Genomic DNA, 20,167 nt, shown 5'->3' on the forward strand with positions numbered 1-20,167 from the left:
AAAAAGCCCGTACTTTCGTACGAGCTCTTCTTTAAATATGGCGGTGAGGGGGGGATTCGAACCCCCGATACGTTGCCGTATACACACTTTCCAGGCGTGCTCCTTCAGCCACTCGGACACCTCACCAAATTGTTGTTCCTCAACTACCGGAACGGGCGCTAATTTAGGGAAATACACCGCCTGCGTCAATCTACTTTTCGAAAAAATCGTGCGTTTACACAAACTTCAAGCAACCTGGAGCTTAATTAAGCGGAAACTGCTTTTTTTGCCAGCGCTCACGAATTTGCTATGCTGATGATCCCTTTGAAAACGATGATAATAAGTGCGCCAAATCCCGCACAAACCCGCAGGAGTCATTATGGATATCATTTTCTATCACCCTACGTTTGATACCCCCTGGTGGGTCAACGCACTGGAAAAAGCGCTGCCCGGCGCAAAAGTTCGGGAATGGATACAGGGGGATAACGATCCGGCAGATTATGCGCTTGTCTGGCATCCGCCTGTGGAGATGCTGGAAGGGCGAAAACTCAAGGCCGTTTTTGCGCTCGGCGCGGGGGTGGATTCGATCCTGAGTAAGCTGAAAGCCCATCCCACCATGCTTGATTCCTCTGTCCCGCTTTTTCGCCTGGAAGATACCGGCATGGGGCTGCAAATGCAGGAGTATGCAGTGAGTCAGGTTCTTCACTGGTTCCGTCGCTTTGATGATTATCAGGCACTGAAAAATCAAAGCCAGTGGCAACCGCTGCCGGAATATACACGCGAGGAATTTACCGTGGGAATTATGGGGGCGGGCGTGCTGGGGGCTAAAGTGGCCGAAAGCCTGCAAGCCTGGGGGTTCCCGTTGCGCTGCTGGAGCCGTAGCCGCAAAAACTGGCCGGGCGTTGAGAGCTTTGCGGGCAGTGAGGAGTTGGGCGCATTCCTCAGCCAGACGCGGGTACTAATCAATCTGCTCCCCAATACAGCAGAAACAATCGGCATTATTAATGCTGAACGGCTTGAGCAGTTGCAGGATGGCGCCTACCTGCTTAACCTCGCCCGCGGCGTTCACGTCAATGAAGACGATCTGTTGGCGGCGTTAAATCGTGGGAAACTGAAGGGGGCGATGCTTGACGTCTTCAGCCGCGAACCGTTGCCAACGGACAGTCCGCTGTGGAAACATCCGCGCGTGGCGATGACGCCGCATATTGCAGCAGTCACACGTCCTGCCGAAGCGGTCGCCTACATCTCCCGGACAATTTCACATCTGGAAAAAGGCGATGCGGTGACAGGTCAGGTTGATCGTCAGCGCGGCTATTAATGTATACCCGGCGGCTGCCGGGTTTCGACTAATAAACACTGGCGATTCCTGTTATTCTTGTTAAAAATGACTACAGGAGAGAGATATGTATCCCGTTGACCTGCATATGCATACCGTCGCCAGCACCCACGCTTATAGTACTCTGAGTGATTACATCGCCCAGGCTAAACGCCAGGGACTGAAACTTTTCGCGATCACCGATCACGGTCCGGATATGGCGGATGCGCCGCACCATTGGCATTTCATTAATATGCGTATCTGGCCGCGCGTGGTGGATGGGGTAGGGATCCTGCGGGGCATTGAAGCAAACATCAAGAACATCGAAGGTGAAATTGATTGTACCGGTCCGATGCTTACGTCTCTGGATTTGATCATCGCGGGTTTTCACGAACCCGTTTTCGCTCCTCACGATGAGGCTACGAATACACAGGCGATGATTGCCACAATGGCCAGCGGCGTTGTGCACATTATCAGCCATCCCGGTAATCCGAAATATCCTGTCGATATCACGGCGATTGCTCAGGCCGCGGCGAAATATCAGGTGGCGCTTGAAATCAACAACTCTTCCTTCCTCCATTCACGTAAAGGCAGTGAGGCCAATTGTCGTGCCGTGGCGGCAGCAGTACGCGATGCCGGTGGTTGGGTGGCGTTAGGCTCGGATTCACACACCGCTTTTACAATGGGTGATTTTGGCGAGTGCCAGAAAATTCTTGATGATGTGGATTTCCCGGAAGATCGCATTTTGAACGTTACACCGAGACGATTATTGAATTTCCTCGAATCACGCGGCATGGCGCCGATTCCTGAATTTGCAGAACTTTAACCCCTGGTAACTGGAATATATTGATGAACGAGTTTTCTATTCTCTGCCGCGTGCTGGGATCGTTGTACTACCGCCAACCGCAGGATCCTTTACTGGTTCCGCTTTTTACCCTGATTCGGGAGGGAAAACTGTCGGCGAACTGGCCGCTTGAGCAGGATGAGCTGTTAGCGCGGTTGCAGAAAAGCTGCGATATGGCGCAACTGGCGGCGGATTACAATGCGCTGTTTGTCGGTCAGGAATGCGCCGTGTCTCCATACCGCAGCGCGTGGGTGGAAGGGGCGACGGAATCGGAGGTTCGCGCGTTTCTTTCATCGCGGGGAATGCCGCTTGCGGATACGCCCGCTGACCATATTGGTACACTGTTGCTGGCTGCTTCCTGGCTGGAAGATCAATCGGCAGAGGATGAGAGCGAAGCGCTGGAAACGCTGTTTGCGGATTACCTTCTTCCGTGGTGTGGGACTTTCCTGGGGAAAGTCGAGGCCCATGCTACGACCCCGTTCTGGCGCACAATGGCCCCTCTTACCCGTGATGCGATTGGTGCGATGTGGGACGAGCTGGAAGAAGAAACAGATGAGTAAATGTGAGATATATCACGCATAACTGCAATGAGTATTAATGGTTGCATAAATTGTGTGCGCGATCTCATTCATATTGGCCTTTTCTGTTATCATGCGCGGCATGAACATACTTCTTTCCATTGCAATCACAACGGGCATTCTCTCTGGTATCTGGGGATGGGTGGCCGTTTCTCTTGGCCTGCTTAGCTGGGCTGGATTTCTGGGCTGCACGGCCTATTTCGCCTGCCCGCAAGGTGGGTTGAAAGGACTGGCTATCTCCGCTTCCACCCTCCTGAGCGGTGTGGTGTGGGCATTGGTCATTATTTATGGCAGCGCCCTGACGCCGCACCTGGAGATTGTGGGCTATGCGATCACAGGCTTCGTCGCATTTCTGATGTGTATTCAGGCAAAGCAGCTTCTGCTGTCGTTTGTACCGGGAACGTTTATTGGCGCGTGTGCCACGTTTGCCGGGCAGGGAGACTGGAAGCTGGTTCTGCCTTCTCTGGCAGTGGGGTTGCTCTTCGGTTATGCCATGAAAAATAGTGGTCTGTGGCTGGCGGCGCGGCGTGAAAGGCAAAACCCGCGAGCGGTGACCAACAAATAAAAAAAAGCGTGAGGCTTGCCTCACGCTTTTTTTACACCTGACCCATCAGGATTCCGGAGGTACCGACATATGGCGGTATTTCACCAGGATATCGTTTTGTCGATCCGCTTTATTCTGCAAATCCCACAGTCCGCGATCGATACCGTCGTTGATGAGGAAGATAACTCCCGTTTCAATGGCGGACATCAGACATAACATCACGGGCTCGTTAGAGGTGTAACCAATCTCGCCCTCCAGTAGCCTCTGGTAATCGATAAAGCGGAACACCCCGGCCTGGACTTCATAAGAGAGAATGGTTTTACTGGTATTGACAGATGACAGAATCTCACCGGTACTGACGTTAACGACGCGCAGGTTTACCGCGATCTGGTCAAGTTGATACTGTGTATCCGCGCCAATACCGAAGTAACGCGCGCCAGCCCCCCCTGATTTTACGTTACTTTCATAACCGATAATCGAGCCTTCAACCATGATATTTGCTGCTGTCAGTGACTGTAGCGGGATCCGGTTGTTGATGGCGACAGTCCCATTCTCCTGTGCGGCACGAATGATTTTACGTTCGTTCAACAGGTTCTGTAGGCCCTGGCGTTCCAGCGGCACAAACCAGCGAGAATCTTTCAGTGCAGTAACCAGCATCGCGGTGGCGCTCTGCGGCACCGCGGTGGAAAAGTTACTGGCAGGGTAGGGTTTAAACTGTCCGGTTTCATCCTGAATGTTATACACCGAGACAAAGATTTTGCCTGTTGGCGCGGGCAAGTGCGTTAAATCCTTATAGCTTTGCGCACGGGGCATGAGTGTCGGTTTGGCGGCTTCTTTTGGCGGAGCAGTTAAGCATCCGCTCAGTAATATGACGGCGACGAATACAAATAAGCGCTGCATGATTATTGTCCTTATGTATCGGTGCTCAGAAACCGGTTGAATCAGACTGTAAACCCGACACTTCAATGGTCGATGTTTTTCCCGTTTTCCTGTCCGTGACATTTAGCTGCAACTGACCATCCCGGTTGGCAATATCGACGATGAAATCATTAGTCACCATCCTGCCGGGTTTTCCGGTATTTATATTGGTCAACAGCCCGCCTAAAATTTGCGACTGTATGGCCTGGGTGAAGTTATCTAACGCTGAGGGCGTTTCAATTCCGTAATCATCTTTATAACTGGGATCTTTATAAGAATTCTGCGCCTGGGCGCTATTCAGTAAAAAAGCACCGTTATTTGGGTTACCACCAAAATTGGGATTACGGAACTGGAAAGTCATATTTCCGGCCCAACTGAATGGCGAAATAAGCATGAGTGCAACTACTGCATGTTTGACACGCATTATAGCCTCCGGACAAAATCACTCTTTAGAATTCGTCATGGGTTAAATCGCCAGTGCTCAATAGCGTTTTATCTATTTGCCGACGGTTTAACGCCTCCTCGGTTTGGGCCAGTGCAAAGACAACCGTTTTTTCGAAGTCTCTTTTCGTTGGAAATAAAAAAGTCTGGAATATAACGTCCTGATTCACCGTTATCGTGATCCAGCTTCCCCAACGTGCACTGGGTCTTTCATTAATGGTTAAATTGCCTGGATAATCACTTTCCCATTTGTCGCTAAACGCACGATAAAAATCGTGTCCAATAGATGAGACGGTATGGTCAGTTAAGAGCCCAGGAACTTCAACTTCCACAGCCTGCACGGTTCCGGTAGCGAGCATGAAATGTGCGGCTACCAGCCAGGTCAAATAGCGTTTCATGGCGTTATCGCCTGAGGTTATCATTTGCCCATGAAACCGCCTGTGTACGATTTTTGACAGCTATCTTTTTGAAAAGATTATAAAGATGCGTCTTAACCGTATTTTCACTGATAAACAGTGAGCGGGCGATTTCGATATTGGAGGCGCCGATACGCAGCTTATTCAGGATCTCTTTCTCACGATGAGTCAGTAGGGCAGACTCGGTACTGTTGTAACGGTAATTGCCTGAGTGGGTGATAAGATAGCTGGCCAGTTTTTGCGAGAAGTAGCACTCTCCACGCAGGATCCCCTGCAAACCGTCAACGACCCGCTCTTCATCATCCGCGACGTAAAATACGCCATTAATATGTGGCCAGTTTTCAATGTCCCGGAAGGGATAATCGTCGGGGGTATTCAACAATAATGTCTTCAAATTATTGTTTTTCCGACTTAAGTTATCTTGCCAGTAATGGATCAGTTTTTTATCTGCTTCCATCATATCGATTAAAACAATGCAACCGGAGGAGATATCATCCAGAGAACGTTGAATATTATGCAGTTTTCCGGTGAGAGCCAGTGATTGTTTTAAATGCTGCAATAATGCCGTCGCTTGCAGGGATGGTTTGGTGATCAACAATAATGTATGACCATGAATACTATGGACTTCATTAAACATGATGAAACCCCACTTTTTTAGTCTCTCATCTGACAGTTGCCTTTATGAAAATAGAGGCACCAGAAGTACTGACAGATGTAGCACTGCTGTGTGTAGTGAAATATGAAACAACCCGAACAGGGAAAAGTATTAATACAAATGAACTACAACTGATTTCAATCTAGCCATTACAAATCTTAAAGCAAGTGTTAAACGTGTAACTAAATGTAAAAATATATATTAACTTGTGAATATTGCTCTTTTTTTTAGTTTAGATTTGATAGTAAAGTTGTACATCTTCACATAAGTGCACAGATTTTAAAAATCATACAAATATTTATAACATCATGAATTTAATGCATTAAATGAATGATAATCTGTTTACAGACACTCCGTGAAATTCATAAACTTCTTCTTTCTGCCAGCCTGCCCATTCTGGTGAAGAAAAAGAGGAGGTTTGTCACGACTTGATCACCTTCTTCCTCTTTCGCCTCCTTCTTTAGGCTGGAAAGCCCGGTTTACAACCTCTCAGTAACGCTCCTTAAAAAGTATTGCTAATGACCAACAGCAAATGAAATAACCACAGTTAGCCGCATATTCATGCACCATTTAGCACTTTGGGGTGAGCATAAATATAAAAAATACCACTGGTGGGTGAGTTATTTAAAATGTTTCCACAGACATACTCTTCATCGTAACGCAGCATTAACAAATAATGTCTGACGTTAACAACAATTTGATGATGTTAATTTTATCGACAGAGAACCAGGTCCAGGGTGACAACATGAAGAACAAATTGTTATTTATGATGTTAACAGTACTGGGTGCGCCTGGGATGGTATCCGCATCAAGTTATGATTTAGCGCGTTCTGAATATAACTTTGCGGTAAATGAATTAAGCAAGTCTTCATTTAATCAGGCGGCCATTATTGGTCAGGTCGGTACTAATAATAGTGCAACGATACGTCAGGACGGTTCAAAACTTTTGTCGGTTATTTCCCAGAACGGTGGAAGCAACCGGGCTAACGTTGACCAGTCAGGAGCTTATAACTTTGCATATATTGCTCAGTCGGGTAATTCCAATGATGCCAGTATATCGCAGAGTAACTACGGTAATAGTGCGATGATTATCCAGAAGGGCTCTGGAAATAAAGCAAATATTACGCAGTACGGTACGCAAAAAACAGCAGTTGTAGTGCAGAGACAGTCGCAAATGGCAATTCGCGTTACGCAACGCTAATACATTGACGGCTATTAAATCAATCCGATGGGGGTTTACCATGAAACTTTTACAAGTGGCAGCATTTGCAGCAATCGTGGTGTCTGGCAGTGCTCTGGCTGGTTCCGTTTCTCAATGGGGCGGAAGTCATCACGGCGGTGGCGGAAGCAGTTCTGGCCCGGAATCGACGCTGAGTATCTATCAGTACGGGACAAATAACGCCGCGCTTGCGCTGCAAAGCGACGCTCGTAAATCAGACACGACAATCACTCAGCACGGCTATGGTAACGGCGCAGATGTTGGCCAGGGGTCGGATAACAGTACCATTGATCTGACTCAGAAAGGCTTCAAAAACAACGCCACCATCGATCAGTGGAATGGCAAAAACTCAGATATTACTGTGAGCCAGTACGGTGGACGTAACGCCGCTCTGGTTAACCAGACAGCGTCTGACTCCAGCGTTCTGGTTAAACAAGTGGGTTTTGGCAACAACGCCACCGCCAATCAGTACTAATTTCCTTTATATGCTGACAATAAACAGGGCGAACGCCCTGTTTTTTTTCGGGAGGACATGATGCACAGCTTATTACTCCTTGCGGCGCTTTCCAGTCAGATCACCTTTAACACCAGCCATCAAGGCGATATCTACACGATTATTCCTCAGGTCACGTTGACACAACCTTGCGTATGTCAGGTACAAATAGTCGCCCTTCGCGACGGTGTGGCGGGACAAAGTCAGTCACGGCAGAAAAAGACGCTCTCATTGCCCGCTAATCGGGCCATTGATTTGACCAGGCTCAGTGTAAATATCTCAGCACAGGACTCCGTCAAAATCGTCGTCACCGTCTCTGACGGCCAGTCGCTGCATTTATTACAACAATGGCCGCCCTCTGCCGCCTCGTCCTGATCGGATAATTATTGGTCTTTTCTCTGTGGCAGAGGTGAAACGGCTGAACTATGAATAGAGTTATGCAAAACGCATAATTCCCTTCGGCTCAGCCATTGCGGCAGTAAGGGAAACATTCCCTCAAGGATGAATGATCATTGAGGATTCACTATGCTGTCATCTGTCGCTCTTAAAAAACCGTTGTTGCTTCTCTGCTTTTCTGCGCTATTCCCCCTCGCAACCCTGGCTGAAACGAATGGACAAGGAGGGATGATTCATTTTTCCGGTCGTATCGTGGAATCGCCTTGCGAGGTCGCCCATGTTCAACAGCGTATTGCAATGTCCTGTGATAACGACGGGCATTCGCAGACCCGCTACTATTCCGCACAAATGCTACCTCAGGCGTCGCAGCACTTTAAACAGATTGCCACCGTTAATATGCGTTATCTTGATAAACAGAAAAAGTTGGCAATACTGGAAGTTAACTACCGTTAAACAAGGCGCTTCACCAGATTGACGAAAAGAGCGATTTCACAGGAATTCCTGCTGTACACTTAGGAGATAAAGTGAAGCAAGGAGGGACTATGGAATCGCGTATTCATGTTATCCGGGGGGATATCACCACCGTCGCGGTTGATGTCATCGTTAATGCCGCCAACCCTTCATTGATGGGGGGGGGCGGTGTGGACGGCGCCATTCATCGCGCGGCCGGCCCTGACTTACTGGAAGCCTGTATGAAAGTCAGGCAACAGCAGGGCGAGTGTCCAACCGGACATGCGGTTATCACCCTTGCCGGGAATCTGCCAGCCAAAGCGGTGATTCATACTGTCGGCCCGGTGTGGCGCGGCGGCGATCACAACGAAGCGCAACTATTACAGGATGCGTATTACAACAGCCTGAATCTGGCGCTGGCGAACGGATACAAAACCATTGCCTTTCCGGCAATCAGTACCGGCGTTTATGGATATCCCCGACCTGCCGCCGCCGAAATTGCGCTGAAAACGGTTTCGGAATTCATTACCCGCCGCGCGCTACCCGAGCAGGTATACTTTGTCTGTTATGACGAAGAAACGACCCGACTTTACCAGCGCTTACTTACCCAGCAAGGCGACGAATGAGTTGACCCGTCTCGCCCGCGCGACCCATCCACTGTGTGATTCACACCCTGGTAAGTGCGGCATTCTTGCCCTGGATGACAGCATGGACGCCTTTGCGGCCCGCTATCGTCTGGCAGAGATGGCCGAGCGTACGCTGGATGTTCAGTATTACATCTGGGAAGACGATATGTCCGGGCGACTCCTGTTCGCCGTGCTGTTAGCCGCGGCAAAACGGGGCGTGCATGTGCGTCTGTTGCTTGATGATAACAATACGCCCGGCATGGATGACACCCTGCAACTGCTCGATGCCCATCCTAATATTGACGTCCGTCTGTTTAATCCATTCTCTTTTCGTACGCTGCGCGCGCTGGGCTATTTAACTGACTTTGCCCGGTTAAACCGGCGTATGCATAACAAAAGCTTCACTGCGGATAGCGTTGTGACGCTGGTGGGCGGTCGAAATATTGGCGATGCCTATTTTGGCGCAGGGGAAGAGCCGCTGTTTTCCGATCTCGACGTGATGGCCATCGGACCCGTTGTTAACGAGGTCGCGAAGGATTTCGAACGCTACTGGCAGTGTGGTTCGGTCTCGACGCTGAAATCGGTGCTGGCGGTTTCGGAGCAGGAGATTAGCGAACGTATTGAATTGCCTGAATCCTGGCACAATAACGACATCACCCGCCGCTATCTGGATAAACTGAAAACCAGCCAGTTTATGACGCAGCTCGACCGTGGCGCATTGCCGCTTATCTGGGCAAAGACCCGTTTGTTAAGTGACGATCCTCTTAAAGGCGAGGGGAGAGCGCTGCGCCATTCACTGTTGCCGCAGCGTTTGTTTGACGTGATGGGGTCACCGGTTGAGCGGATTGATATCATTTCTGCCTATTTTGTTCCGACCCGGGCAGGAGTTGCGCTGTTGCTGCAACTGGTGCGTAAAGGGGTAAAAATTGCAATTCTTACCAATTCACTCGCGGCCAATGACGTCGCGGTGGTACATGCCGGCTATGCGCGCTGGCGCAAAAAGCTCTTACGCTATGGCGTTGAGCTTTACGAACTAAAACCGACGCGGGAACGCCAGACGGTACTGCACGATCGGGGGCTTACCGGGAATTCTGGCTCCAGTCTGCATGCCAAGACGTTCAGCATTGATGGACGTAAGGTGTTTATTGGTTCACTCAATTTTGACCCGCGTTCTACCTTACTGAATACGGAAATGGGTTTTGCGATAGAAAGCGAGACGCTGGCGACGCTTATCCATCGCCGGTTTACCGAGAGTCAACGCGATGCCGCATGGCAACTGCGACTCGATCGCTGGGGGCGCATTAACTGGGTCGACAGGCAGCACAATGAAGAAATTGTACTCAAAAAAGAACCCGCCACAGGATTCTGGAAGCGGGTTCTGGTACGGCTGGCAACGATACTGCCCGTCGAGTGGCTGCTTTAACACAGCAAGACAGCAATCATCCAGCTACTTTCTTATTTTGCTCCGGTTTAACCAGGGGTTTTCCGGAGAACAGGAATTTGAGCAGCGGAATACGTAAGTGGATTTCGTACAGTACCAGCGCGATACCAATCACAAAGATGAGTCCGCAAAGAAAACCCAGCAGATTGGAAGAAATATGCGGCGTGATATAAGCACCATAAAACAGCGTCAAAGGATGATGCACCAGATAGATAAACAGCGACGCGTTAACAAAATAGGTGACGCGCGCCGACTGGAAATTTAACAGGCGATGGCCCAGAGAAAATACCACATTTACCATCCACAAACCCAGAACCATTGTAATGACGTATTCCGTTTCATACATCCAGGCATCGCCACTGCCATAGCGCTGATTCAGCAGGTAAGCGATAAACGCGCAGGCCGCAGCCAGCGTGCAGCCTCGGGATGGCGTCGTGAACAGCGTCTTTAACTCGGGAGAGATGAAGGCCAGCGCCCCCAGCATAAAGAACGGGATATAAAACAGGGTTTGCATCACGACGAAATTAAATAAACCGTCGCTGAGAATCGGCGGATAAATAATAAAAAGCGTCCGCCTTACTGCCGCGTAAACGATACCCAGTAATAAAAAAATGAGCGTCAGTTTCCCCATGGAAATGGAAGCAATACGCTTTTTATCCGCTTTTTCCAGGTTTTTCCGCATCCGGGTAAATATCCACATACTGACGGTGGTTAATACTACCAGCACCAGCAAAAACCACAGGTGAGAAATTAACTCCCAGACCAGCGTATTGTATTTTTCATACAGCGACAGTGTATGCCAGTTGTCGGCTTTTCCCTTGACATACTGCAACATAATAAATTGCGGTAAGGTCAGCAAGGGAATCGCAGTGAGCATTGGGATGCCCACACGTTCAACGCGAACTTTCCACCAGCGTTTTAATGGATAACGCAGAAATAACATGTACGAAAAATAACCTGAAATAACGAAGAACACTTGCATACGGAATGCATGAATGAAATCGTTAAACAAGGTGAGCCACCACGACGGCTCGACGCTGTTCACGTGCCAGGTATGGCCGGAATAGATTAATGAAATATGAAAGGGAATACCCAACAACATCAGCCAGGCGCGGATGGAGTCAAGAAAATATTCACGCTGTGCAGGTACGGGGTTCATAGCGATTTTCGTATTCTCAGATTCTCAGACTAATCGTCTTATCCCTAAGGCGATTAATAGTTACATTCGGTGGCAACCCTACACGAAGACTGATGACCTGTCTCCAGGATAAGCACGCAAAGTGCAAAGGGGCTCGCAGAGGTGCTTAAACCATGAGCCAGCGTGCCGAACAATGGAGGGATTCAGTTGTCCTAATGCCTGATTATCCATTAAAATAGATCGGATCGATATAAGCACACAAAGGGGGAAGTGCTTACTAATTATGAAACATAAACCACAAATGATGAAAATGCGTTGGTTGGGTGCGGCTGTCGTGTTGGCGCTGTACACCTCGTCGGGTTGGGCTTTCACCATCGATGACGTTGCAAAGCAGGCCCAATCCTTAGCCGGTAAAGGCTATGAGGCGCCAAAAAGTAACTTGCCCTCCGTTTTCCGCGAGATGAAATACGCGGACTATCAGCAGATCCAGTTTAATCACGATAAAGCGTACTGGAGCAATATCAAAACCCCATTCAAGCTCGAGTTCTACCACCAGGGTATGTACTTCGACACGCCTGTCAAAATCAATGAAGTCACGGCGACCGCTGTAAAACGCATTAAGTACAGCCCGGATTACTTCAATTTTGGCGATGTGCCACATGATAAAGACACGGTAAAAGACCTCGGTTTCGCCGGGTTCAAAGTGCTGTATCCCATTAACAGCAAAGATAAAAACGATGAAATCGTCAGTATGCTTGGCGCGAGCTATTTCCGCGTACTGGGCGCAGGCCAGGTGTATGGCTTATCTGCCCGTGGTCTGGCGATTGATACCGCACTACCTTCAGGTGAAGAATTTCCCCGCTTCCGCGAATTCTGGGTTGAACGTCCAAAACCGACTGACAAACGCCTGACCATTTACGCGTTACTCGACTCTCCGCGCGCCACGGGTGCCTATCGCTTTGTGATTATCCCGGGACGTGACACCGTTGTTGACGTGCAGTCAAAAGTCTATTTGCGCGATAAAGTGGGCAAACTGGGCGTTGCACCGTTAACCAGTATGTTCCTGTTCGGGCCGAACCAGCCGTCTCCGGCAACCAATTTCCGCCCTGAATTGCATGATTCCAACGGATTGTCTATCCACGCCGGCAACGGTGAATGGATTTGGCGTCCGCTGAATAACCCGAAACATCTCGCCGTAAGCAGCTTTGCGATGGAAAATCCGCAAGGATTTGGTCTGTTGCAGCGTGGCCGTCAGTTCTCGCGCTTTGAAGATCTTGACGACCGTTACGATCTGCGCCCAAGCGCGTGGATTACGCCGAAAGGCGAGTGGGGCAAAGGGAAAATTGAACTGGTTGAAATCCCGACCAATGATGAGACCAACGATAACATCGTGGCCTACTGGACGCCGGATCAACTGCCAGAAGCAGGCAAGGAGATGAACTTCAAATACACCCTGACGTTCAGCCGTGATGAAGACAAACTTCATGCGCCGGATAACGCCTGGGTGCAACAGACTCGCCGCTCAACCGGAGATGTCAAACAGTCGAATCTCATCCGTCAGCCTGATGGCACCATCGCGTTTGTGGTGGATTTCACCGGCACAGACATGAAGAAACTGCCGCAGGATACCCCGGTTACCGCACAAACCAGCATCGGCGATAACGGCGAGATCGTTGAAAACATAGTGCGTTACAATCCGGTCACCAAAGGTTGGCGTATGACGCTGCGCGTGAAAGTGAAAGATGCGAAGAAAACCACTGAAATGCGTGCGGCATTGGTCAATGCCGATCAGACGTTGAGTGAAACCTGGAGCTACCAGTTACCTGCCAATGAATAAGACAACTGAGTACATTGACGCAATGCCGCTCTCGGATATCGAGAAAGCGGCACTGCCGAAAACGGACATTCGCGCGGTGCACGAAGCGCTGGATGCCGAACATCGCCTTTACTCGCGAGAAGACGACTCACCACAGGGGTCTGTTAAAGCACGCCTTGAGCAGGCCTGGCCTGACTCACTGGCGGAGGGTCAGTTGATCAAAGACGACGAAGGGCGCGATCAGCTTAAGGCGATGCCGAAAGCGAAGCGTTCTTCGATGTTTCCCGATCCCTGGCGAACTAACCCGGTAGGGCGTTTCTGGGATCGACTGCGTGGGCGCGATGTTACGCCGCGCTACCTGGCGCGTCTGACTAAAGAAGAGCAGGAAAGCGAACAGAAGTGGCGTACCGTCGGGACACTCCGTCGCTATACGTTGCTGCTGTTGACGCTGGCGCAAACGGTGGTGGCGACCTGGTACATGAAGACCATTCTTCCGTATCAGGGGTGGGCACTGATCAACCCGGTTGATATGGTGGGGCAGGATCTCTGGGTCTCCTTCATGCAGTTGCTGCCGTATGTGCTGCAAACGGGCATTCTGATTCTGTTCGCCGTTCTGTTTTGCTGGGTTTCAGCCGGATTCTGGACGGCGCTAATGGGCTTCCTGCAATTGCTCATCGGGCGCGATAAATACAGTATTTCGGCGTCAACGGTCGGTGATGAACCGCTGAACCCGCAGCACCGTACTGCATTGATTATGCCTATCTGTAATGAAGACGTTGACCGCGTTTTCGCAGGGCTGCGCGCAACCTGGGAATCGGTAAAAGCGACCGGTAACGGCGAACATTTTGACGTCTACATACTCAGTGACAGCTACAACCCCGATATCTGCGTTGCAGAACAAAAAGCGTGGATGGAGCTGATTGCCGAAGTACAGGGCGAAGGGCAAATTTTCTATCGCCGCCGCCGCCGCCGTGTGAAGCGTAAAAGCGGCAACATTGATGACTTCTGTCGTCGCTGGGGCAGCCAGTACAGCTATATGGTGGTGCTGGACGCGGACTCCGTAATGACCGGTGAATGCCTGAGCGGGCTGGTGCGTCTGATGGAGGCCAACCCGAATGCCGGGATTATTCAGTCATCGCCGAAGGCGTCCGGAATGGACACTCTGTATGCACGTTGCCAGCAATTTGCGACGCGAGTATACGGTCCGCTGTTCACGGCCGGTCTGCACTTCTGGCAGTTAGGTGAATCGCACTACTGGGGCCATAACGCGATTATCCGCGTGAAGCCGTTCATCGAACACTGTGCGCTGGCGCCTCTGCCGGGCGAAGGGTCTTTCGCGGGTTCTATCCTTTCTCACGACTTTGTGGAAGCGGCGCTGATGCGTCGTGCAGGGTGGGGCGTCTGGATTGCCTACGATCTTCCCGGTTCGTATGAAGAGCTGCCGCCAAACCTGCTGGATGAACTCAAGCGCGACCGCCGCTGGTGTCACGGCAACCTGATGAACTTCCGTCTGTTCCTGGTCAAAGGGATGCATCCGGTTCATCGCGCCGTGTTCCTGACAGGGGTCATGTCTTACCTTTCAGCACCGCTGTGGTTTATGTTCCTCGCGCTGTCGACCGCGTTGCAGGTGGTGCATGCGCTGACCGAGCCGCAATACTTCCTGCAACCGCGTCAGTTGTTCCCGGTCTGGCCGCAGTGGCGTCCAGAGCTGGCGATTGCGCTGTTTGCCTCCACAATGGTGCTACTGTTCCTGCCCAAGCTACTGAGTATTCTGCTCATCTGGTGTAAAGGCACAAAAGAGTACGGTGGATTTTTCCGCGTGACGCTGTCGCTACTGCTTGAAGTGCTGTTCTCCGTACTGCTGGCACCGGTGCGTATGCTGTTCCACACCGTTTTTGTGGTGAGCGCGTTTCTCGGCTGGGAAGTGGTCTGGAACTCGCCGCAGCGTGATGATGACTCAACGCCATGGGGCGAAGCGTTTATGCGCCATGGTTCGCAGTTACTGCTGGGTCTGGTGTGGGCTGTCGGCATGGCGTGGCTGGATCTGCGCTTCCTGTTCTGGTTGTCGCCGATAGTGTTCTCATTGATCCTGTCGCCATTTGTTTCCGTGATCTCCAGTCGTTCAACGGTGGGGCTGCGCACCAAGCGCTGGAAGCTGTTCCTGATCCCGGAAGAGTATTCCCCGCCGCAGGTGCTGGTGGATACCGACAAGTATCTGGCGATGAATCGCGACCGCTCGCTGGATGATGGCTTCATGCATGCGGTGTTTAACCCATCGTTCAATGCGCTGGCTACCGCCATGGCGACGGCGCGTCACCGCGCAAGCCAGGTGCTGGAGATTGCCCGCGATCGCCATGTTGAACAGGCGCTGAACGAAACGCCGGAAAAACTGAATCGCGACCGTCGTCTGGTGTTGTTGAGCGATCCGGTCACCATGGCCCGTTTACACTATCGGGTGTGGAATTCACCAGAGAAGTATTCATCATGGGTGAATTACTATCAGGGCATCACTCTGAACGCAAAGGCGCTTAATCATAAGTAGCCACCTTGTGGTGATATCATCTGAAAAATACCGGCCTGGGCCGGTATTTTTTTATACTCAGTAAAACAAATGATGAGGTATCAGGTGCGAATACTGGCGATGGGTATGATGGTCGTGCTGCTAAGCGGCTGTGGCAGCATTATCAGTCGGACAATCCCCGGACAGGGGCATGGCAACCAGTACTATCCGGGGGTTCAATGGGATGTGCGGGATTCGGCATGGCGTTATCTCACCATTCTCGATTTACCGTTTTCCCTGGTATTTGACACGTTGCTGTTGCCGCTGGATGCGCACCACGGCCCTTACGAGTAATCAGCGTTCATCCCACTCGTCAGCGGCGGTTTGACCTTCTTCCGTATCCAGCGGTGGCTCAAGCTGGAATTCACCTTCATCCCATTCGTGCAGCGTGTTTTCTTCCTGCCACTCCTGGCGGATCTCTATCTCATCGTAATCGCCGTCAAAGACACTTTGCGCGGCCTCACCACTCAGCATGGGCAGACATTCACCTTCCTCGCCTTCATCGGCAAAAAACTCGACCTGCCACATGATGTCGCCATCCTGCAGGACGTATTTTTGCACGTTGAGCTGTTGTACATTGGCATCTTCCTGGTCAATTTCAGGATGGTCTGCCAGAAATTCTTCACGGGCTGCGTCAATGGCTTCTTCCAGCGTTGCGTACATGGTCATCAGTCTCTCCCTTTGATTTGCTGAGGTATTCAGGGAAAGAATAGCTGATTCTGCGGTTTTGCAAGTATGAATGCTGAAAATTCACCCAACTGACCGCGAGAGAGGGCGGTGGCGCAGGCTGTTCCACGAATAGATCGCGTTAAACAGGACCACACCCGCAGTGACCAGAAAGACAGCGCGGAATCCGTAACTGGCCGAAATCGCTGCGCCCATTAACGGACCTGTGACGTTACCGATATCGCGAAACGACTGGTTATAGCTGAATATGCGCCCGGCAATCTGGTTAGTGGAGTTGTACACCAGCAGCGTTTGCACCGCAGGGAGCAGCGCGCCATCGGCGGCACCCAGTAAAAAGCGCAGAACTGCCAGTTGCCACGGCGTCTGCACAAACGACATGGGGATCAGCAGCAGAACAGAAAGCATCAGCGCGACGATGAGGATTTTCTCCGGCCCGATCCGATCCCCCAGTTTGCCTAATCGTGGCGCACTGAGTAATGCTGCCACACCGGGCACCGAGGCGATCATCCCGCTGATAAACGCGATATTGCTGACGTTACCCGCAAGCTCCCGCACATAGAGCGTCAGGATCGGCGCGATAGAACCGGTCGCCACCTGAATGATTAAGGTCGTGACAAACAGACTGAGCACCAGTTTCGGGTTTTTTAACGAGGTTACCACCTCGCGCATATGCAGCATCTCTTTCTTGCTGACGGGTTGAAAATGCTCACGAATGAAAAACAGTGTCAGCAAGAAACAGATCAGCAACACGCTGGCAGTGATGAAGAAAACGGGACGCAAACCATACTGATCGGCAAGCAAACCGCCTGCCAGCGGCCCCAACAGCGCGCCGCTGACGCCCCCGGTCGACAGTGTCCCCAGCGCCCACCCGCTTTTATATCGTGGTACCTGCGTGGCGATCAGGGCGTTAGCGTTGGGAATGAAACCGCCGAGTAAGCCGAGCAGCGCGCGCAGCGCCAGAAATTGCCAGATGTTTTGCGCAAGTCCCATCAGCAGCATCACAATTGCCATCCCGAGGGCGGAGCGCAGCAACATGATCTTTCGGCCTTTACGATCGGCAAGTCCACCCCAGAAAGGAGAAGCAATGGCGGAAAACAGAAACGTAATACTGAAAACCAGTCCGGACCACATATTGAGCGCACTGTGGCCTGTGACGCCGAGTTGCTCGACATAAAGCGGTAAAAAAGGCATCACCAGGCTAAATGCGGCGCCGGTTAAAAAACAGCCAAGCCAGGCGACGGTAAGATTGCGTTTCCAGTTTATGGGAGTATCAGAGACTGACATAGCGATCCGCAGTATGACGCGCCCCAGGCGCTATCAGGCAAAAAACGAATATAAATTAAGCATATTCATTATGCGCCTGCGTGCCGGAGGCTGCAATCCAGAGGGCTTTAATCGCTAAAATGGAAGAAAAAAGCAGCCCGAAGGGCTGCGTTAAAAATAGTCAGTAGCGGGAGGGCATTCCGGCAGGGCGCGTTTTAAAACGGCGGTGCAACCACATGTACTGATCTGGCGCCATCATGATGCATTTCTCAACAATCTTGTTCATCCAGGCTGCGGTAGTTTCTGCATCGTCCAGCGGTGGTGAACACTCCGGCGGTAACATAATCAACTGATAGCCAGTGCCATCCGGTTTACGACGCGGCACAAACGGCACCAGACAGGCGTTGGACATGCGCGCCAGCATCCAGGTGCCCGACGTCGTGGCGGCCTGGTCGACAGCAAAAAGCGGGACAAACACACTGGCACGAGGGCCATAGTCATGGTCCGGCGCATACCAGACGACTTCGCCTTTTTTCAGTGCCTTAATCATGCCTTTCAGATCCTTGCGATCGAGCATCGATTTATTGGAGCGCATCCGCCCCCAGGTCTGCAGCCAGTCGATCAGGGGATTGTCATTGGGTCGATACACGCCGATCCCCGGTTCCTGCAAGCCAAACTGACGCGCACCGAGTTCCAGGGTCAGAAAGTGCAGGCCAACCAGTAAAATGCCGCGCTTTTGCGACTGAACCTCGCGAATATGCTCCATGCCAATCACTTCGGTCCAACGGGCGATACGCTTGTCGGACCAGAACCAGGCCATGCCGGTTTCCATCAGACCCATACCGACGGATTCAAAGTTTTTTACCACCCTGTCATGACGCTCGCGTTCACTCATCTCGGGAAAACAGAGTTCAAGATTGCGATAAGCGATTTTTGCGCGTTGCTTCATCAGGCGACGTGCCAGATGGCCCATCATATGACCCAGGCGGTAGAGAATCGGGTAGGGCAACTGCACGACCAACCAAAGTGCGCCAATACCGAGCCAGGTTAACCAATACCGTGGATGCAGTAATGCTGCGGAGAACTTAGGTAAATTCGTCATGTCATTCCTGTAAAAAAAATCTTAAAACGGACAATTACTGGTATTGTTGCATTTTTTCGCGCTCAGCAAAAATATGCGACTAAAGAGTGGCGATAAAAACAGCAAATGTTGTCATATTTAGCGTTTGAAAAAAGAAATGTAGCGCAAAATGTGTGGATGTAAATTGGTGGTGATTGCTATATGATGCCGCCGATTTTGATTTTCACTCTTTGCAGGATTCGTACACCATGCCAGTGTTACACAACCGCATTTCCAATGATGACCTCAGGGCCCGTATGCTGGCTGAAACTGAGCCGCGCACGACCATTTCTTTCTACAAGTATTTTACCATTGCGGATCCGCAGGCCACACGTGATGCGTTGTATCAGAAGCTAACAGCCTTGAATGTGTTTGGTCGCATCTATCTGGCCCATGAAGGTATTAATGCCCAAATCAGCGTGCCGCAAAGTCAGGTTGAGACTTTCCGCGAGCAGCTCTATGCCTTTGATCCCGCGCTCGATGGCCTGCGCCTGAATATTGCGCTGGAGGATGACGGTAAATCCTTCTGGGTGCTGCGGATGAAGGTGCGCGATCGCATTGTGGCGGACGGTATCGACGATCCGGATTTTGACGCCAGCGACGTTGGCGATTACCTGAAAGCGGCTGAAGTCAACGCGATGCTGGACGATCCGGAGGCGGTTTTCATCGATATGCGTAACCACTATGAATACGAGGTAGGGCATTTTGAGAACGCGCTGGAAATTCCGGCTGATACCTTCCGCGAGCAGTTACCGAAAGCGGTTGAGATGATGCAGGCGCACAAGGATAAAAAAATCGTCATGTACTGTACGGGCGGTATTCGCTGTGAAAAAGCCAGCGCGTGGATGAAGCACAACGGTTTTAACAAAGTGTGGCACATCGAAGGCGGGATTATCGAATATGCGCGGAAAGCCCGCGAACAGGGGCTACCGGTGCGTTTCATTGGCAAGAATTTTGTGTTCGATGAGCGTATGGGCGAGCGTATATCCGATGAGGTGATCGCGCATTGCCATCAGTGCGGCGCGCCGTGTGACAGTCACACCAATTGCAAAAACGACGGCTGCCATCTGCTGTTTATTCAGTGCCCGGCCTGTGCGCAAAAGTATAAAGGGTGCTGTAGCGACCTTTGCTGTGAAGAGCGCGCGTTGCCGGGAGATGAGCAGCGTCGCCGCCGTGCAGGACGTGAAAACGGGAATAAGATCTTCAATAAATCGCGTGGACGTCTGAACACGAAACTGGGGATTCCCGACCCCACAAAGTAAAGAGCA

Annotated in this window: 22 protein-coding genes and 1 tRNA gene; 14 read left to right on the plus strand and 9 right to left on the minus strand. The window is 51.1% G+C overall.

Annotation, left to right across the window (positions count from 1 at the left end; all coding sequences use genetic code 11):
• Positions 1-38 precede the first annotated feature (38 nt).
• Positions 39-126: transfer RNA gene (locus WB371_RS17770), tRNA-Ser, on the minus strand.
• Positions 127-358: 232 nt separating this feature from the next.
• Between WB371_RS17770 and ghrA the strand changes: the two genes are divergently transcribed.
• The 4 genes from ghrA to WB371_RS17790 all read left to right on the plus strand — a co-directional run bounded on the left by ghrA (position 359) and on the right by WB371_RS17790 (position 3,281).
• Positions 359-1,297 carry a glyoxylate/hydroxypyruvate reductase GhrA gene (gene ghrA / locus WB371_RS17775; protein ID WP_336221357.1) on the plus strand — a complete coding sequence of 313 codons (939 nt, stop codon included), beginning with the start codon at positions 359-361 and terminating at the stop codon, positions 1,295-1,297.
• Positions 1,298-1,382: 85 nt separating this feature from the next.
• On the plus strand, positions 1,383-2,120 hold the full coding sequence (locus WB371_RS17780) for a phosphatase (protein ID WP_336221358.1): 738 nt from the start codon (positions 1,383-1,385) through the stop codon (positions 2,118-2,120).
• Positions 2,121-2,143: 23 nt separating this feature from the next.
• Positions 2,144-2,698, plus strand: a complete 555-nt coding sequence (locus WB371_RS17785) for a molecular chaperone (RefSeq protein ID WP_336221359.1) — start codon at positions 2,144-2,146, stop codon at positions 2,696-2,698.
• Between the two features lie 100 nt (positions 2,699-2,798).
• Entirely contained in the window at positions 2,799-3,281 is a 483-nt protein-coding gene (locus WB371_RS17790) for a DUF1097 domain-containing protein (protein ID WP_336221360.1), read from the plus strand.
• A 45-nt stretch (positions 3,282-3,326) separates the two neighbouring features.
• Here the strand turns inward: WB371_RS17790 and csgG are convergent, their stop codons facing one another.
• Genes csgG through csgD form a run of 4 tightly spaced genes read right to left on the minus strand, consistent with a single transcriptional unit; the run spans position 3,327 to position 5,672 of the window.
• A complete protein-coding gene (csgG, locus tag WB371_RS17795; protein WP_336221361.1) occupies positions 3,327-4,160 on the minus strand; it encodes a curli production assembly/transport protein CsgG in 834 nt (277 codons plus the stop codon).
• Positions 4,161-4,185: 25 nt separating this feature from the next.
• Positions 4,186-4,602 (minus strand): curli production assembly/transport protein CsgF, encoded by a 417-nt coding sequence (gene csgF, locus WB371_RS17800; RefSeq protein WP_336221362.1) that lies wholly within the window; start codon positions 4,600-4,602, stop codon positions 4,186-4,188.
• Positions 4,603-4,627: 25 nt separating this feature from the next.
• Positions 4,628-5,017: a curli production assembly/transport protein CsgE gene (gene csgE / locus WB371_RS17805; protein WP_336221363.1), complete on the minus strand. Its 390-nt coding sequence runs from the start codon at positions 5,015-5,017 to the stop codon at positions 4,628-4,630.
• Between the two features lie 4 nt (positions 5,018-5,021).
• Positions 5,022-5,672, minus strand: coding sequence for a biofilm master transcriptional regulator CsgD (gene csgD, locus WB371_RS17810; RefSeq protein ID WP_336221364.1), 651 nt, complete (start codon positions 5,670-5,672; stop codon positions 5,022-5,024).
• 763 nt (positions 5,673-6,435) lie between these two features.
• On the opposite strand from csgD, the gene csgB reads away from it, so the two are divergent.
• The 6 genes from csgB (at position 6,436) to WB371_RS17840 (ending at position 10,297) form a co-directional block, all read left to right on the plus strand.
• Entirely contained in the window at positions 6,436-6,891 is a 456-nt protein-coding gene (gene csgB, locus WB371_RS17815; protein ID WP_336221365.1) for a curli minor subunit CsgB, read from the plus strand.
• A 40-nt stretch (positions 6,892-6,931) separates the two neighbouring features.
• Positions 6,932-7,384 (plus strand): curli major subunit CsgA, encoded by a 453-nt coding sequence (gene csgA, locus WB371_RS17820; RefSeq protein ID WP_336221366.1) that lies wholly within the window; start codon positions 6,932-6,934, stop codon positions 7,382-7,384.
• A gap of 60 nt (positions 7,385-7,444) precedes the next feature.
• Positions 7,445-7,777 carry a curli assembly chaperone CsgC gene (csgC, locus tag WB371_RS17825; RefSeq protein ID WP_336221466.1) on the plus strand — a complete coding sequence of 111 codons (333 nt, stop codon included), beginning with the start codon at positions 7,445-7,447 and terminating at the stop codon, positions 7,775-7,777.
• Between the two features lie 150 nt (positions 7,778-7,927).
• A complete protein-coding gene (locus WB371_RS17830) occupies positions 7,928-8,251 on the plus strand; it encodes a type 1 fimbrial protein (RefSeq protein WP_336221367.1) in 324 nt (107 codons plus the stop codon).
• Between the two features lie 89 nt (positions 8,252-8,340).
• Entirely contained in the window at positions 8,341-8,874 is a 534-nt protein-coding gene (gene ymdB, locus WB371_RS17835; RefSeq protein ID WP_336221369.1) for an O-acetyl-ADP-ribose deacetylase, read from the plus strand.
• The gene (locus WB371_RS17840; protein WP_336221370.1) at positions 8,816-10,297 is read left to right on the plus strand and encodes a phospholipase D family protein; all 1,482 of its coding nucleotides are present in this window, start codon (positions 8,816-8,818) and stop codon (positions 10,295-10,297) included. Before ymdB ends, WB371_RS17840 begins: the two co-directional genes overlap by 59 nt.
• 16 nt (positions 10,298-10,313) lie before the next feature.
• Here the strand turns inward: WB371_RS17840 and mdoC are convergent, their stop codons facing one another.
• Complete coding sequence (gene mdoC / locus WB371_RS17845; RefSeq protein WP_336221371.1) at positions 10,314-11,474, minus strand: glucans biosynthesis protein MdoC; 1,161 nt, start codon at positions 11,472-11,474, stop codon at positions 10,314-10,316.
• 280 nt (positions 11,475-11,754) lie between these two features.
• Between mdoC and mdoG the strand changes: the two genes are divergently transcribed.
• The 3 genes from mdoG to WB371_RS17860 all read left to right on the plus strand — a co-directional run bounded on the left by mdoG (position 11,755) and on the right by WB371_RS17860 (position 16,123).
• On the plus strand, positions 11,755-13,290 hold the full coding sequence (gene mdoG / locus WB371_RS17850; RefSeq protein ID WP_336221372.1) for a glucans biosynthesis protein MdoG: 1,536 nt from the start codon (positions 11,755-11,757) through the stop codon (positions 13,288-13,290).
• The gene (gene mdoH, locus WB371_RS17855; protein ID WP_336221373.1) at positions 13,283-15,811 is read left to right on the plus strand and encodes a glucans biosynthesis glucosyltransferase MdoH; all 2,529 of its coding nucleotides are present in this window, start codon (positions 13,283-13,285) and stop codon (positions 15,809-15,811) included. The genes mdoG and mdoH overlap by 8 nt, the downstream gene beginning before the upstream one ends.
• 72 nt (positions 15,812-15,883) lie before the next feature.
• Positions 15,884-16,123: a YceK/YidQ family lipoprotein gene (locus WB371_RS17860; RefSeq protein ID WP_420704061.1), complete on the plus strand. Its 240-nt coding sequence runs from the start codon at positions 15,884-15,886 to the stop codon at positions 16,121-16,123.
• On the opposite strand, the gene WB371_RS17865 is transcribed toward WB371_RS17860, so the two are convergent.
• From WB371_RS17865 to WB371_RS17875, 3 genes are all read right to left on the minus strand, one after another.
• Positions 16,124-16,498, minus strand: a complete 375-nt coding sequence (locus WB371_RS17865; RefSeq protein ID WP_336221374.1) for a MysB family protein — start codon at positions 16,496-16,498, stop codon at positions 16,124-16,126.
• 81 nt (positions 16,499-16,579) lie between these two features.
• Positions 16,580-17,800: a multidrug efflux MFS transporter MdtG gene (mdtG, locus tag WB371_RS17870; protein WP_336221375.1), complete on the minus strand. Its 1,221-nt coding sequence runs from the start codon at positions 17,798-17,800 to the stop codon at positions 16,580-16,582.
• A 160-nt stretch (positions 17,801-17,960) separates the two neighbouring features.
• Positions 17,961-18,881 (minus strand): Kdo(2)-lipid IV(A) acyltransferase, encoded by a 921-nt coding sequence (locus WB371_RS17875; protein WP_336221376.1) that lies wholly within the window; start codon positions 18,879-18,881, stop codon positions 17,961-17,963.
• Between the two features lie 227 nt (positions 18,882-19,108).
• Between WB371_RS17875 and WB371_RS17880 the strand changes: the two genes are divergently transcribed.
• Complete coding sequence (locus tag WB371_RS17880) at positions 19,109-20,161, plus strand: rhodanese-related sulfurtransferase (protein ID WP_336221377.1); 1,053 nt, start codon at positions 19,109-19,111, stop codon at positions 20,159-20,161.
• Positions 20,162-20,167 lie beyond the last annotated feature (6 nt).

It is taken from the genome of Citrobacter amalonaticus, from assembly GCF_037053465.1.
In the GTDB taxonomy this organism is placed as follows: domain Bacteria; phylum Pseudomonadota; class Gammaproteobacteria; order Enterobacterales; family Enterobacteriaceae; genus Citrobacter_A; species Citrobacter_A amalonaticus_H.